Source organism: Agromyces sp. NPDC056523 (genome assembly GCF_042794545.1).
GTDB lineage: Bacteria > Actinomycetota > Actinomycetes > Actinomycetales > Microbacteriaceae > Agromyces.
In genome coordinates this window covers 365,005-377,060 of sequence record NZ_JBHTTM010000001.1, presented here as the reverse complement: position 1 = coordinate 377,060, position 12,056 = coordinate 365,005, and the positions used below count along the sequence as shown (strand labels likewise).

Genomic DNA, 12,056 nt, shown 5'->3' with positions numbered 1-12,056 from the left:
ATGCTGCCACTCGGGCCGGTGGTCGAGTAGCCGGCGCTACTCGACCACCGGGTCGGTCACGCGGCCGACCAGCCGCCGTCCGACGCGAGCAGGACGCCGTTGATGTTCACGCCGTCGTCGGAGAGCAGGAACGTGATCGACGCCGCGAGGGCCTCGGCCTCGGCGGCATCCGGCAGCACGGCCATCGCCTGGCGGACGCGCTGCGCGCCGAGCGGCGAGGCGAAGGTGGCCTCGATGTTGGTGATGGTCGGGCCGGGTGCGACGGCGTTCACGCGCAGGCCGCTCGGGCCGTACATGAACGCGGTCGACTTCGTGAGACCCACGACGGCGTGCTTCGACGTCGTGTAGGCGACCCCGGCCGCCGAGCCGCGCAGCGCGGCCTCGGACGCGGTGTTGACGATCGAGCCGTATCCCTGCGCGAGCATCGCGGGCACGACGGCGCGCATGAGCTTCATGGTGCCGTCGACGTTGACGCGCATGACGCGTTCCCACACCGCGTCGGCCAGCTCGCCGATGGGGGTCATGTCGTCCATGATCCCGGCGATGTTGGCGAGTCCGTCGATGCGCTCGCCCGCGGCGGCGACGATGTCGGCGACCTTCGCGTCGTCGGAGATGTCGGCGACGAGCGCGACCACCTCGGCATCCGGGTGCTCGGCGGTGAAGTCGTCGAGTCGTTCCTGCGAGACGTCGATCGCGATCACGCGGCCGCCCTCGCGCGCGATCCGCGACGCGGTGGCGCGGCCGATGCCGGAACCGGCACCCGTGACGATGACGGTCTTGCCGGTGAAGCGCCCCCGGTCGATGCGCTCGGCCCACTCGGGGCGTTCGACCGTGGCCGCGCCGGGCTCGTCAGCGCGTTCGGCGTCGGATGCCGCGGGGGCGGCGGCCGCGCCATCCGTCGCCGTCGCTGTCGCCGGAACGTCGCCCGCGGCCGCCCGCGCGACGAGCTGGTCGACCAGCTCCTGCGAGAACTGGCCCTTGCTGAGCTTGATGAGGCGCTTGAGCGCGAGCCGGTGGATGGGTCGCAGCACGTCGGGGTCCTGACCGGACTGCGCGAGGAGGTCGCGGATGATCGGGCCGCCGACGGGATCGGTGAGCCAGGTCTTGATCGAGGAATCGGCGGTGACGGAAGTGGTGGTGCTCATCAGGGGTCCTTCTCGGAGGGGGGCGCCACGCGGGCACGAGGCACCGGACATCGTTGTCCGGTAGTAACGTAACACCCGTGGCCGAGAGTCGGAAGGGACAAGGTCCCACTCTGCGCAAGCCCAACCTCGGGCCGAGCGCGGGTCCGGCGAACCGCCGCGCGCTCATCGCCGCGGCCCGCGAGATCTTCGCCGAGGACGGACTGGCCGCCCCCTTCTCGGCGGTCGCCAAGCGCGCCGGCGTCGGGCAGGGGAGCCTGTACCGGCACTTCCCCGATCGGCTCGCCCTCGCGATCGCGGTCTTCGACGCGAACGTCGACGAGCTCGAGGCGGCGGTCGCCGGCTCCGCGACCCCGCTCGACGACCTGCTCGATCGAGTGATCGCTCAGGCGCTCGTCTCGACGGGGCTCATCGACCTCATCCAGGCGCATCCGCACGACCCTCGCGTCGAACGGCTCGGCGCCCGCGTGCAGGCGGTCACCGCGACGGCCGTCGAACGCGAGCGCGCCGCAGGCCGCCTCGGCGACCACGTCGACGCCGACGACGTGCTCCTCGCGATCTCGATGCTCGCCGGGGTGCTCGGGCGGACGGATGCCGCGGACCGCCCGGTCACGGCCCGCCGCGCCTGGGCGCTCTTCCACGCGGCCTTCGCGCCGCGTGCCGGCTGACCTGGTGATCGAGTGGCCGCGAAGCGGCGTATCGAGATCTCTCGTGAGCCGGTCTCGGTACGCGCCTTCGCCGCTACTCGACCATCGGCGTGCGACACACGTCAAGCCCGTCTGAGAAGCGTCGCTCGCGCGATAGCGTCGCGATGTGGAGCGCCATCGCGATCGGCCGACCCGGCGCGCGGACGCGCGGCCGCGGCATCCGTTGCGCGCGGCCGCTGCCGCGGGCCTGATCGTCGCGGCCCTCACCACGACCGGCTGCTCGAGCGCCTCCGACCAGGTCACCGATGCGATCGACCAGGCCGTCGCCGCGACCGCCACCGCGGGCCTCGCGCTCGAGCAGGATGCCGACGGTCGGATCTTCCGGGCGACCGCGCTCACTGCGGCGGAGGACGCGCGGCGGGAAGCCGCCGATGCCGCACGCACGGCGGCCATGGTGGACGCGGCCGATGAGACCGAGGCGGGTCGTCGCGCGGAGGCGCTCGATGCGCTCGACGACGCCGTGCGCGCGCTCGATGCGGCGGTGGACGCCCTCGGCGGGGTGGGCGACCCGGCCGACGCCGCCGACCGCGTCGCCGAGGCGGAGGACGCCCTGCGCGCCCTCACCCGCGAGGGCCGCCCGTGACGCGCATCCTCGCCGTCGCGCTCGGCATCCTCACCGCGATCGGCGGGTTCGTCGACATCGGGGACCTCGTCACGAACGCGGTCGTCGGCTCGCGATTCGGGCTGGGCCTCGCGTGGGTGGTCATCGTCGGCGTCATCGGCATCTGCGTGTACGCGCAGATGTCGGGCCGGGTCGCGGCGGTCAGCGGACGCGCGACGTTCGAGGTGATCCGCGAGCGGCTCGGCCCGAGGGCGGGCCTCGCGAACCTCGCCGCGTCGTTCCTCATCACGCTGCTCACGGTCACGGCCGAGGTCGGCGGCGTCGCCCTCTCACTGCAGCTCGCGACCTCCGTCGGACCGGGCTGGTGGATCCCCGTCGCCGCGTTCGGGGTGTGGATCGTGGTGTGGCGGGCGAAGTTCAGCCTGCTCGAGAACGTCACCGGGCTCCTGGGCCTCGCGCTGATCGCGTTCGGGGTCGCGCTCTTCTTGCTCTCGCCCGACTGGGGAGCGCTGATCGACCAGGCGCTGCGGCCGACGGTCCCCGACAGCGAGCCCGTCGCGACGTACTGGTTCTACGCCGTCGCGCTGTTCGGTGCCGCGATGACGCCGTACGAGGTGTTCTTCTTCTCCTCCGGCGCGGTCGAGGAGGGCTGGACGCGCAAGGACCTCGCCACGTCGCGTGCCAACGTGCTCGTCGGCTTCCCGCTCGGCGGCCTGCTCTCGCTCGCGATCGCCGGCTGCGCGGCCGTGGTGCTGCTGCCCCAGTCGATCGGAGTGACCTCATTGAGCCAGGTCGTCCTGCCCGTCGCCGAGGCCGGCGGGATGCTGCTGCTGAGCTTCGCGATCGTCGGGATCCTGGCCGCGACCTTCGGCGCCGCGCTCGAGACCACGCTCTCGACGGGCTATACGCTCGCGCAGTACCTCGGATGGTCGTGGGGCAAATTCCGACGTCCGGCACGGGCGGCACGGTTCCACGTGGCCATGATCGTGGTGCTGCTCATCGCGGTCGGCATCCTCGCCACCGGGGTCGACCCGATCGCGGTGACCGAGATCTCCGTCGTGTTCTCGGCGGTCGCACTTCCGCTCACGTACCTGCCCATCCTGCTGGTCGCGAACGACCCCGAGTACATGGGCGAGCACGTCAACGGTCGCGGCATGAATGCGATCGCGATGGTCTACCTCGTCATCATCCTGGTGGCGGCGCTCGCCGCCATCCCCCTGCTGATCATGACGGGAGCGGGCGCATGAACGAGCAGATGCCGCCACCGGCCGGCCGCGTGGTCGACGCGCAGTTGCACCTGCTCGACCGGCAGATCCTCGACCGCGATGGGATACCCGTGTCGGTCGTGTCCGACCTCGAGCTGGCGGGCATCGAGCCGGGCGCGACGATCCGGCCGGATGCCGCGCCGCCGACGATCACCGACCTGCTCGTCGGCATCGAACTGCCCACCCGCATCTTCGGCGGCCGGCCGCCGCCGTCCCGCCGCATGCGGATCCCCTGGCGGCTCGTCTCCGAGGTCGGAACCGTGCTGCGCGTGGGGGTCGCGGGCGACGGGCTCGACGCGACCTGGGTCGAGCGCTGGGTCAGCCGGCACGTGGTCGGGCGGATCCCGGGAGGTCGTCATGATCCTGAGTGACGTGCTCGGCGCGGACGTGGTCGACGAGTCGGGCGCCCGCATCGGCGCGGTCGTCGACGCGCGCTTCGCGCTCGACGGCGCCCCCGGGCAGCTGCTCGCCGAGCCGCGCCTGGTCGGGCTGCTCATCAGCCCGCGAAGCCGCGCCTCGATGTGGGGCTACGAGCGCAGCGGCGTGAACGCGCCGTGGCCCATCGCGCACTACCTGCGCCGGGTGCATCGCGGTCTCTTCCTCGCCGCGTGGAACGACGTCGCGATGATCGACGTCCAGCGCGTGGTGCTCCGCGACGGCTTCGAGCGTCACGACCCCCGGTTGCGGACGGCCTCCCACGGGTCGTAGTCGACGAGCAGCGTCTCCTGCTCGGGCCGCTCGCCCTCGGGCACGTGCTGCAGGTTGACGCGGACCCGGTACCAGAGCGAGCTCGATCCGCGCATGCCGTCGACCATCACGTCGGCGGGGGAGAGGTGCGGGACGACCCCGGCGTGCGCGGCCTTCCAGCGGTCGAGCGCCTCGAGGGCCTCGGGCTTGGTCTCGGTGCGTGCGACCTCGATGAGGGGCATGGACGACTGCCGGCGCCCCGAGCCGTCGCCCGAGCCGCGCGGCGCCTTCTCGGCCGGACCGAGCTCCTCCGCGAGCCGGAGCAGGCCGTCGAGTCGGCCGACGGCGTCGTCGATCCCGGCGTGCGGGTCGCCGAGTTCCGCATACCGCTCGAGCACCGTGGCGACCGTGAACTCCTCGGGCCGCCGCGTGGGCACTTCGCTCCAGTCGAGCGGGGTCGACACTCGCGCGTCGGGCAGGGGCCGCACGGAGTATGCCGACGCGACGGTGCGGTCCTTGGCATTCTGGTTGAAGTCGACGAACACGCTCTCGCCGCGCTCCTCCTTCCACCACCGTGCCGTCGCGAGGCCGGGTGCGCGACGCTCGACCTCGCGCGCGAGCGTCTCGGCCGCGAGGCGCACCTCGGCGTAGGTCCAGTCGGGCGCGATGCGCACGAGCAGGTGCATGCCGCGGGAGCCCGAGGTCTTCGGCCAGCCGACGAGCCCGTGATCCTCGAGCACGTCGCGCGCGATCATCGCCACGTCGACGATCTGCGACCAGTCCACGCCCGGCATCGGGTCGAGGTCGACCCGGAGCTCATCGGGATGGTCGAGGTCCTCGGCACGCACCGGGTGTGGGTTGAGGTCGAGGCATCCGAGGTTCACGACCCAGGCCAGCCCTGCGGCATCCCGGACCACCGCCTCTTCGGCCGAGGTGCCGCGCGCGTAGTGCAGCGTCGCAGTGTCGATGAAATCGGGATGGTTCTCGGGCACGCGCTTCTGGAAGAACGGCTCCACGGCGATGCCCTTGACGAAGCGCTTGAGCACCATCGGCCGGCCGCCCGCCCCGCGCAACGCCCCGTCGGCCACGGCGACGTAGTACCGGACGAGGTCGAGCTTCGTGAGACCCGGCTCGGGGAAGACGACCTTGCCCGGATGGCTCACGCGGACATCGTGGCCCCCGATCGCGAGGACCTCCGCGTCATCCTTGGCGGCCGCCACGACACCACACTAGGGGGTCATGGTGGTCGAGGGCTCGGGCAGTGCCGCCTCCGCCGCCTCCGAATCCTGTTCGTCCCAGTCCGACTGCGCCGGGAGGTCGGGGCCGGCCGACCGGAGCTGCATCAGGATGGCGGTCGAGAGGCACGCCGCCCCGAGCAGCGCGAGCAGGGCGCCGAGCGGTGAGGCGTCGCCGCCGCCGAGCCCGAGGGTGCCCGCGAGGTCGAAGCCGACACCCACCCACCAGAGCAGGAAGCTCGTGGCGTGGGCGAGGACCAGCGTGCCGGTCACCGCCTCACGGGGGGTCACCACGGCGAACGGCGCGTCCATCGCGTCGGAGCGGCTCCGTTGGCGGCGCTGTTCCGAGAGGCCGAGGCCGATCAGGGCGTATCCGCCGACCGCGGCCGCGAGCGCGAGCATGATGAGGAACGGCGAGTCGGCCGCGCCCGACCATTCCGCGAGGATCGGCAGCGCCACCGCGACCCCCACGGCGAGGGCGCGGCGCGACGGCCTGGGCGAGCCCGACGTCACGAGCAGGTAGGCCCCGAGTGGGAGGGCGATCCAGACGGCGGCGAATCCCAGCACGTCGGAGCCGACCTGGACCGTGGACCGCCATCCGGCCGACGCGATCCCCGGGATCGCGAGCCCGACCGAGACGCACGTCGCCGCGAGGATCACGGCCACGGCGAGGAACGAGACGCCGGCGCGGGCGTGCCGGTTGACGAAGGGCGCGTGCAGCGGCATCCGAGTCATGGCGACCTCATTCCGTGGCGGGCGGCGAGTCCCGATGGCCCACCATGGCACGACCGACGGACGGCGAAATGGGGGTTGCGCTGGGCTCGCAGGTCTGGATGGGTCAGCGCGCGGCGTCGGCGCTCACTGCCGGCGACTCGGCCGACCGATGCACTCGCGCGTGCGCCCACGGGTGCAGCACGTCGAGCTGCACGAGCACCGCCGCGAGCTCGGCGATGCCGAGGATGAAGTACGTGGCCTGCAGGACGCTGAACGGGATGTAGACCATCTGCACGAAGATCCAGACGAGCACGCCGAATGCGGCGACCGCCGAGGCGAGCATCGCCCACCGCATGCGCCGTGCCACCATCACGAACGCCACCACGTGCGTGCCGCCCACGACGATGAGCAGCACCAGTCCCGGCAGGGCGAACGACGAGAACGGCGAGCCGTCGAGGTACGACGACGGGATCGCGAGCGGCGAGTCGCTCCAGTCGAAGAGGGAGCCCGCGACGAGCGCCGCACCACCGAGCGCGGACGTCACGGCGACGAATGCCTGGACGAACAGCAGCGTTCCGCGCGCGATGCGCTGCGGAGTCATGCGAGTCCCCTTCCGCCGTCGCCGGGTCGATTCCAGCGTTCCGCACGGCGACCGGCGGAGCCCGGGTCGAAGGTCACTCGATCAGCGCGACGCTCAGCCGCGCTCGACCTCGCCCATCCACGCCTCCTGACCATCCGGAAGGACGATGCCGCCCGACTGCTCGACCTCGAGCATCATCGCGTCGACGTCATCCTGCGCCGCGGTCTGCGAGACGGCATCGTCGACGTGCAGCCGGATCGGGATGGTGGGATGCAGCCACACGCTCGATCGGCCGAAACCGGCCTCCGACCAGGAGAGCGTCATTCCGAGCCCTGCCTCGAGCCGCCGTTCGAGCACGACCTTCAGGCTGGCGAGCGTGTCGTCGTCGATCCGGATCGGATACTGCGCCGCACTGTAGTAGAGCGTTCCCATGGTCTCTCTCACTTCCGCTCGCTGCGGAGGAACGCGATCATGTCGTCCGGCGCCGGCGACCGACCGATCGCCTGCTCCGTGTCGCTCACGGTGTCGCTCACGGTTCCGCTCACCATCCCCACGCTAGGCGCGCGACTCCGATCGGACCATGGGGTTGACCGCGGGCGAAGACACCTCGATCCGGCTCACGCCGAGGCGGCATCCGGCTCGTCGTCCGCCTCCGGCTCGGCCAGCAGCACGGCGGGCGTCCGGGCCGGCGGTACCGTGCGGAATCCGATGAGCCGGTGCGATCCGTCGCAGAACGGCCGGATGCCGGATGCGCCGCATCGGCAGAGGGCGATGGTCCGGCGGCGTCGTTCGATCGCGTTCCCGTGCTCGTCGACGAGCTCGATCGGGCCACGCACGATCAGCGGTCCGTCGGGGCACGCCGTGATCGTGGTCTCGGTCATGGCACTGGCATCCGGAGCGCCGACTCACCGCGTTCGAACGCGGCACGGACGCCGCCCCAGAACCGCCCGTCGATGGTGAGGCAGGCCGAGGCGCCGAACAGCAGGTCGTCGATGAGCGCCGGCTCGGTCTCGGCGAGTCCACCGGCGAGGTCGCGTGCGGCGAGCTGCTCGTGCACGGCGTCGGCCTCGACGTGCTCGTCGAAGTACTCGACCACGTCCTGCGCGAAGCCGAGGCGCCGCAGGCCGCGTGCGTAGGCTCGGCACGGCTGCGTCGAGGTCATCTCGTAGGCGGCGAGGTGGCCGACGATGGCGCCCCGCCACCGACGGTGCAGGCCGAAGAGCGACATGAGGTTCATCGACGTGAACGCGCGCGCCGGCACGTGATCGGCGTAGGCGCCGTAGCGGTCGTCGAGGCCCGCGGCCCGCAGTGCGGCGGCGAAGAGCTCTGCGTGCTGGCGCTCGGGTCGGCCGCCCCCGTACTCGTCGGCCTGGATCTCGACGAGCGCGACCTTGGCCCGGCCGTGCAGGCGCGGGATCGCCCACGTGTGCGGGTCGGCCTCCTTCAGGGTGTAGATGCTGCGGCAGGCGAGCACCTCACGCACCTGGTCCTCGGTCCCGTCGGTCTCGATCCACGCCGACAGGCCGGGGGAGTCGTCGCGCGAGACGAGCTCGACGAGCGCCTCGGGCACACCGCGCGTGGCCGACGGCTGCGGCACGGTGCGACGGAGCGCGAGCTCGAACGCGCGCTCGAGGTCGAGCCGCACCTTGAGCAGGCGGGGTTCCCACTCCCATGCGTCTGGAACGCCCTCGACGCCGCCGTAGTGGAGCTCGTAGAGCAGGAACAGCGCGAGCTGGATGTCGTCGTCGTCGAGCACGTCCTTCGCGCGCGCGAGGGCGCCCGTCGCGCTCGCCTCGACGAGGTCGAGCCCGGCGAGCCGGGTGTGCCGCATGAGCCGGATGAGTGCCGCGCTGAGCGGCCCGCGCGGCTCGGGGGTCGCCATGGGTCGCATCGGGTCGAGGCTGTCGTCGTCGTGCTCCGTCGTGGCGGGTTCGGCCGAACGGTGCCCCTCGGGCTCGACCGGGATCGGAGCGTCGGTCAACGTCACGGTTGGTGCCTCCTCGCGTTCCGCCTTCCCTTCACGCTAGTCCCAGCGCGCCTGAACGGCAGGGGCTTGACCGTCGAAGGCCCGACGTCCGACCCTCGGTCAGCCCGTCGCGAGGTGCGGCTCGACGGTCGCGAGCGCCTGCTCGAGGTCGCGTGCGAGGTCGTCGACGTGCTCGAGGCCCACGGAGAGGCGCACGAGTCCATCGGGAATGGTCGGCGCCTCGGCGGCCCAGCGGCGGCGTCGCTCGAGCTGGGACTCGACGCCCCCGAGGCTCGTGGAGTGCACCCACACCCGGGTCGCCTCGGCGACCCGCTCCGCGGCATCCGCCCCGCCCGCGACGACGATCGAGATGATCGCGCCGAAGCCGGGGTAGCGGACCTCCTCGAGCGCGGGGTGCCCGGCCAGGCGTTCGACGAGCGCCTGCGCGGTGGCCTGCGCCCGCTCGAGTCGGACGGGCAGGGTACGCAGCCCGCGCAGTGCCAGGAAGCTCTCCATCGGGCCCGGGATGGCGCCGTGCAGGCGTCGGCGACCTTCGATGCGGTCGCGCAGTGCCTCGTCGCGCGCGACCACGGCACCCATGATGACGTCGCTGTGGCCCGAGATCGACTTGGTGGCGGAGTGGACGACGAGGTCGGCGCCGTCCTCGAGCGGACGCTGCAGGAGCGGTGTCGCGAACGTGTTGTCGACGGCGAAGCGCGCGCCCGCAGCCCTCGCTGCATGCCCGATCGCGCGGAGGTTTGCCACCTCGAGCGCGGGGTTGGTGGGCGACTCGATCCAGACGAGGTCGGCGCCCTGCGCGGCATCCACCACCGCCGCAGTGTCGACGACGTCGACGAGCCGCACCGTGGCGTTCCGGGAGGCGGCGAGGTCGTCGAGCAGGCCGATGGTGCCCGTGTACGAGTGGCGCGGCGCGACCACCGTGCCGCCCGTCGGCACCAGGTCGAGCACCGCCGAGATCGCGGCCATCCCCGACGCGAACGACACGCACCGCCCGCCCTCGAGCGCGCCGAGCGCGGCCTCGAACGCCTCCCACGACGGATTGCCGTACCGCCCGTACGCCGCGGGCCCGCCCGCGTGGTACGTCGACGCCAGGTGCACCGGCGTGCTCATCGGGGCATCGGGGTCGCGGCTCGGCCGGCCGACGTGCACCGCGAGCGTGTCGGGGTGCAACCCTGGGTGCTCGTCGTGGGTCTCGTGGCCGGCGGATGCCTCGTGCTCGGCGGTCATGGTGGTGCTCCTCGGTTCGCGGGCGGTCCCTCGATCCTCGCAGGCCACGGCGGCGGGTGACGGCGGGAGGGCGCACACTGGAGGGGTGACCCCCGATCTCGCGCTCGACTGGCGTGCTCCGCATGAGACGCACGTCGTGCAGACGATCGGGGTGCTGCGGCGCGGGCCGGGCGACCCCACGTTCGTGCTCGGGGCCGACGGCGCGGTGTGGCGAACGACCCTGACGGATGCGGGAGCGGCGACGCTGCGCGTCATCCAGCGCGGGCCCGACCTCGTGCACGTCGAGGCCTGGGGGCCCGGCGCCGAGGCGGCGATCACAGCCGCGCCGTCGATGCTCGGCGAGCGCGACGACACGAACGGCTTCCGCACCGGCGTCGACGTGCTCGACGACGCGCACCGCCGCAACCCCGGTCTCCGCGTGCCGCGCACGGCGCGCGTCATGGAGTCGCTCGTGCCGGCGATCCTCGAGCAGAAGGTCATCACGCTGCAGGCGCACGCCTCGTGGCGCAAGCTCGTCCTGAGATTCGGGTCGGCGGCGCCGGGGCCGGTGCCCCGGCCCATGCGGGTCGTGCCGTCGGCGAGCGGATGGCGCGCCATTCCGGTCTGGGAATGGCACCGCGCGGGCGTCGACCCGAAGCGCGCCGCGACCGTCCAGCGCGTCGCGGGCTACGCCGACCGCATCGAGGAGGCGGCCGACCTGCCGCGCGACGAGGCGACCGCGCGCCTCACGTACTTCGCCGGCATCGGCGCCTGGACGGCCGCCGAAGTGGCGCAGCGCGCGCTCGGCGACCCCGACGCGGTCTCGGTCGGCGACTACCACCTCGCGAACTACGTCGGGCATGCCCTGCACGGCCGCGACATGAGCGACGACGAGATGCTCGAGGCACTCGCTCCTTGGACGGGGCAGCGGTATCGCGTCATCCGGCTGCTCATGGCGGCGGGGCTGCGCGGCCGGCCGCGGCGAGGCGCGCGCATGGCGTTCGTCGACCACACGGCCCACTGACTCGCGGCCAGGGCCTGTCGAGTGACCTTCGGCCCGGCATCCGCGGGCCCGGTCCGAGAGGCTGGCAGTGGGCCCGCCGACGAGGCGGCTGACGAAGGGTGGTCGTGGTGTTCACGCGGATCGTGGTCGGCTGGGACGGCTCGCCGAACGCCGAGGCGGCGTTGCGATGGGCGCTCGAGCACGGAGGCGACGCGTCGGTCGCGCTCATCCACGTCATCCCCGGCGCCGACGAGTCGAGCGAGTACCTCCGCGCGACGGGCGACCTGCCCGCTGCGCGGGTCGACCTCATGGAGCGCGCCGACGCCGTGCGCGCCGAGCATCCCGGGCGGACGGTCACGACCTCCACCGTCCACGGCCGCCCCGAGAAGGAGCTCGGCGGGCGCCTCGACCACGACACGCTCGTCGTCGTCGGCACCTCGGCGCACGGCCGCGAGACGGCGTGGACGCTCGGTGCGCGCCTCGCCGGGCGGCGGGGCAAGGGCTCCGTCGCCGTCATCCCGCCGGAGTGGGACGCGTCGCAACGGTCGACCGTCGTCGTCGGGGTCGACGGCTCGCTCGAGTCGATGGCGGCGATCCGCGTCGGCGCCGAGCACGCCGCGCGCACCGGCCAGAAGCTCCAGCTCGTGCACGCCTGGGTCGTGCCGACGAGCTGGAACTCCGCATACGTGGAATACCTCGGCGACGTCGAGATGATGGAGCAGATGCGCCGCGACGTGCTCGACGACGCCGTCGAGTACGCGCGCACACATGGCGCCGAGCCATCCGGCAGGCTCGAACGCGGCGGCCCCGCACCCGTGCTCGCCGAGCTCAGCGAGCATGCGAGCGTCGTCGTCGTCGGCAGCCATGCGACCGGCGGGATGGCGCGATTCCTGCTCGGCTCGGTCAGCCACGACCTGCTCCTCACCGCCGCGGGTCCGGTCATCGTCGTCAGCGACGTCGAGTGACGC

Annotated in this window: 15 protein-coding genes; 7 read left to right on the top strand and 8 right to left on the bottom strand. The window is 72.8% G+C overall.

Annotated elements, in window-relative coordinates:
* Positions 1-56 precede the first annotated feature (56 nt).
* Positions 57-1,145, bottom strand: coding sequence for an SDR family NAD(P)-dependent oxidoreductase (locus ACFQ58_RS01765; protein ID WP_376948936.1), 1,089 nt, complete (start codon positions 1,143-1,145; stop codon positions 57-59).
* A gap of 77 nt (positions 1,146-1,222) precedes the next feature.
* Between ACFQ58_RS01765 and ACFQ58_RS01760 the strand changes: the two genes are divergently transcribed.
* From ACFQ58_RS01760 to ACFQ58_RS01740, 5 genes are all read left to right on the top strand, one after another.
* Complete coding sequence (locus ACFQ58_RS01760) at positions 1,223-1,810, top strand: TetR/AcrR family transcriptional regulator (protein ID WP_376948934.1); 588 nt, start codon at positions 1,223-1,225, stop codon at positions 1,808-1,810.
* Between the two features lie 145 nt (positions 1,811-1,955).
* Positions 1,956-2,432 carry a hypothetical protein gene (locus ACFQ58_RS01755; RefSeq protein WP_376948932.1) on the top strand — a complete coding sequence of 159 codons (477 nt, stop codon included), beginning with the start codon at positions 1,956-1,958 and terminating at the stop codon, positions 2,430-2,432.
* A complete protein-coding gene (locus tag ACFQ58_RS01750; protein ID WP_376948930.1) occupies positions 2,429-3,658 on the top strand; it encodes an NRAMP family divalent metal transporter in 1,230 nt (409 codons plus the stop codon). The genes ACFQ58_RS01755 and ACFQ58_RS01750 overlap by 4 nt, the downstream gene beginning before the upstream one ends.
* Positions 3,655-4,047 (top strand): hypothetical protein, encoded by a 393-nt coding sequence (locus ACFQ58_RS01745; protein WP_376948928.1) that lies wholly within the window; start codon positions 3,655-3,657, stop codon positions 4,045-4,047. Before ACFQ58_RS01750 ends, ACFQ58_RS01745 begins: the two co-directional genes overlap by 4 nt.
* Positions 4,034-4,384 (top strand): PRC-barrel domain containing protein, encoded by a 351-nt coding sequence (locus ACFQ58_RS01740; RefSeq protein ID WP_376948926.1) that lies wholly within the window; start codon positions 4,034-4,036, stop codon positions 4,382-4,384. Before ACFQ58_RS01745 ends, ACFQ58_RS01740 begins: the two co-directional genes overlap by 14 nt.
* Here the strand turns inward: ACFQ58_RS01740 and ACFQ58_RS01735 are convergent.
* The 7 genes from ACFQ58_RS01735 to ACFQ58_RS01705 all read right to left on the bottom strand — a co-directional run bounded on the left by ACFQ58_RS01735 (position 4,345) and on the right by ACFQ58_RS01705 (position 10,106).
* Positions 4,345-5,583 carry a DNA polymerase domain-containing protein gene (locus ACFQ58_RS01735; RefSeq protein ID WP_376948924.1) on the bottom strand — a complete coding sequence of 413 codons (1,239 nt, stop codon included), beginning with the start codon at positions 5,581-5,583 and terminating at the stop codon, positions 4,345-4,347. The genes ACFQ58_RS01740 and ACFQ58_RS01735 overlap by 40 nt on opposite strands.
* Positions 5,584-5,592: 9 nt before the next feature.
* Positions 5,593-6,333, bottom strand: a complete 741-nt coding sequence (locus ACFQ58_RS01730; protein ID WP_376948922.1) for a hypothetical protein — start codon at positions 6,331-6,333, stop codon at positions 5,593-5,595.
* A gap of 103 nt (positions 6,334-6,436) precedes the next feature.
* Entirely contained in the window at positions 6,437-6,913 is a 477-nt protein-coding gene (locus ACFQ58_RS01725) for a hypothetical protein (protein WP_376948920.1), read from the bottom strand.
* A 93-nt stretch (positions 6,914-7,006) separates the two neighbouring features.
* Positions 7,007-7,324, bottom strand: a complete 318-nt coding sequence (locus ACFQ58_RS01720) for a hypothetical protein (RefSeq protein WP_376948918.1) — start codon at positions 7,322-7,324, stop codon at positions 7,007-7,009.
* 185 nt (positions 7,325-7,509) lie between these two features.
* Entirely contained in the window at positions 7,510-7,773 is a 264-nt protein-coding gene (locus ACFQ58_RS01715) for a CDGSH iron-sulfur domain-containing protein (protein ID WP_376948916.1), read from the bottom strand.
* The gene (locus tag ACFQ58_RS01710) at positions 7,770-8,879 is read right to left on the bottom strand and encodes an iron-containing redox enzyme family protein (RefSeq protein WP_376948914.1); all 1,110 of its coding nucleotides are present in this window, start codon (positions 8,877-8,879) and stop codon (positions 7,770-7,772) included. Before ACFQ58_RS01710 ends, ACFQ58_RS01715 begins: the two co-directional genes overlap by 4 nt.
* 99 nt (positions 8,880-8,978) lie before the next feature.
* Positions 8,979-10,106 (bottom strand): trans-sulfuration enzyme family protein, encoded by a 1,128-nt coding sequence (locus ACFQ58_RS01705; RefSeq protein WP_376948912.1) that lies wholly within the window; start codon positions 10,104-10,106, stop codon positions 8,979-8,981.
* Positions 10,107-10,191: 85 nt separating this feature from the next.
* Between ACFQ58_RS01705 and ACFQ58_RS01700 the strand changes: the two genes are divergently transcribed.
* Together ACFQ58_RS01700 and ACFQ58_RS01695 are read left to right on the top strand one after the other, a co-directional pair.
* Entirely contained in the window at positions 10,192-11,109 is a 918-nt protein-coding gene (locus tag ACFQ58_RS01700; RefSeq protein ID WP_376948910.1) for a DNA-3-methyladenine glycosylase family protein, read from the top strand.
* Between the two features lie 104 nt (positions 11,110-11,213).
* Positions 11,214-12,053 carry a universal stress protein gene (locus ACFQ58_RS01695; RefSeq protein WP_376948908.1) on the top strand — a complete coding sequence of 280 codons (840 nt, stop codon included), beginning with the start codon at positions 11,214-11,216 and terminating at the stop codon, positions 12,051-12,053.
* The last annotated feature ends 3 nt before the right edge of the window (positions 12,054-12,056 follow it).

What these genes read in the sequence shown, in the direction of transcription:
- ACFQ58_RS01705 (WP_376948912.1), bottom strand. Translation starts at nt 10,106, where the DNA reads ATGACCGCCGAGCACGAGGCATCCGCCGGCCACGAGACCCACGACGAG.
- ACFQ58_RS01745 (WP_376948928.1), top strand. Translation starts at nt 3,655, where the DNA reads ATGAACGAGCAGATGCCGCCACCGGCCGGCCGCGTGGTCGACGCGCAG.
- ACFQ58_RS01715 (WP_376948916.1), bottom strand. Translation starts at nt 7,773, where the DNA reads ATGACCGAGACCACGATCACGGCGTGCCCCGACGGACCGCTGATCGTG.
- ACFQ58_RS01730 (WP_376948922.1), bottom strand. Translation starts at nt 6,333, where the DNA reads ATGACTCGGATGCCGCTGCACGCGCCCTTCGTCAACCGGCACGCCCGC.
- ACFQ58_RS01765 (WP_376948936.1), bottom strand. Translation starts at nt 1,145, where the DNA reads ATGAGCACCACCACTTCCGTCACCGCCGATTCCTCGATCAAGACCTGG.
- ACFQ58_RS01720 (WP_376948918.1), bottom strand. Translation starts at nt 7,324, where the DNA reads ATGGGAACGCTCTACTACAGTGCGGCGCAGTATCCGATCCGGATCGAC.
- ACFQ58_RS01740 (WP_376948926.1), top strand. Translation starts at nt 4,034, where the DNA reads ATGATCCTGAGTGACGTGCTCGGCGCGGACGTGGTCGACGAGTCGGGC.
- ACFQ58_RS01725 (WP_376948920.1), bottom strand. Translation starts at nt 6,913, where the DNA reads ATGACTCCGCAGCGCATCGCGCGCGGAACGCTGCTGTTCGTCCAGGCA.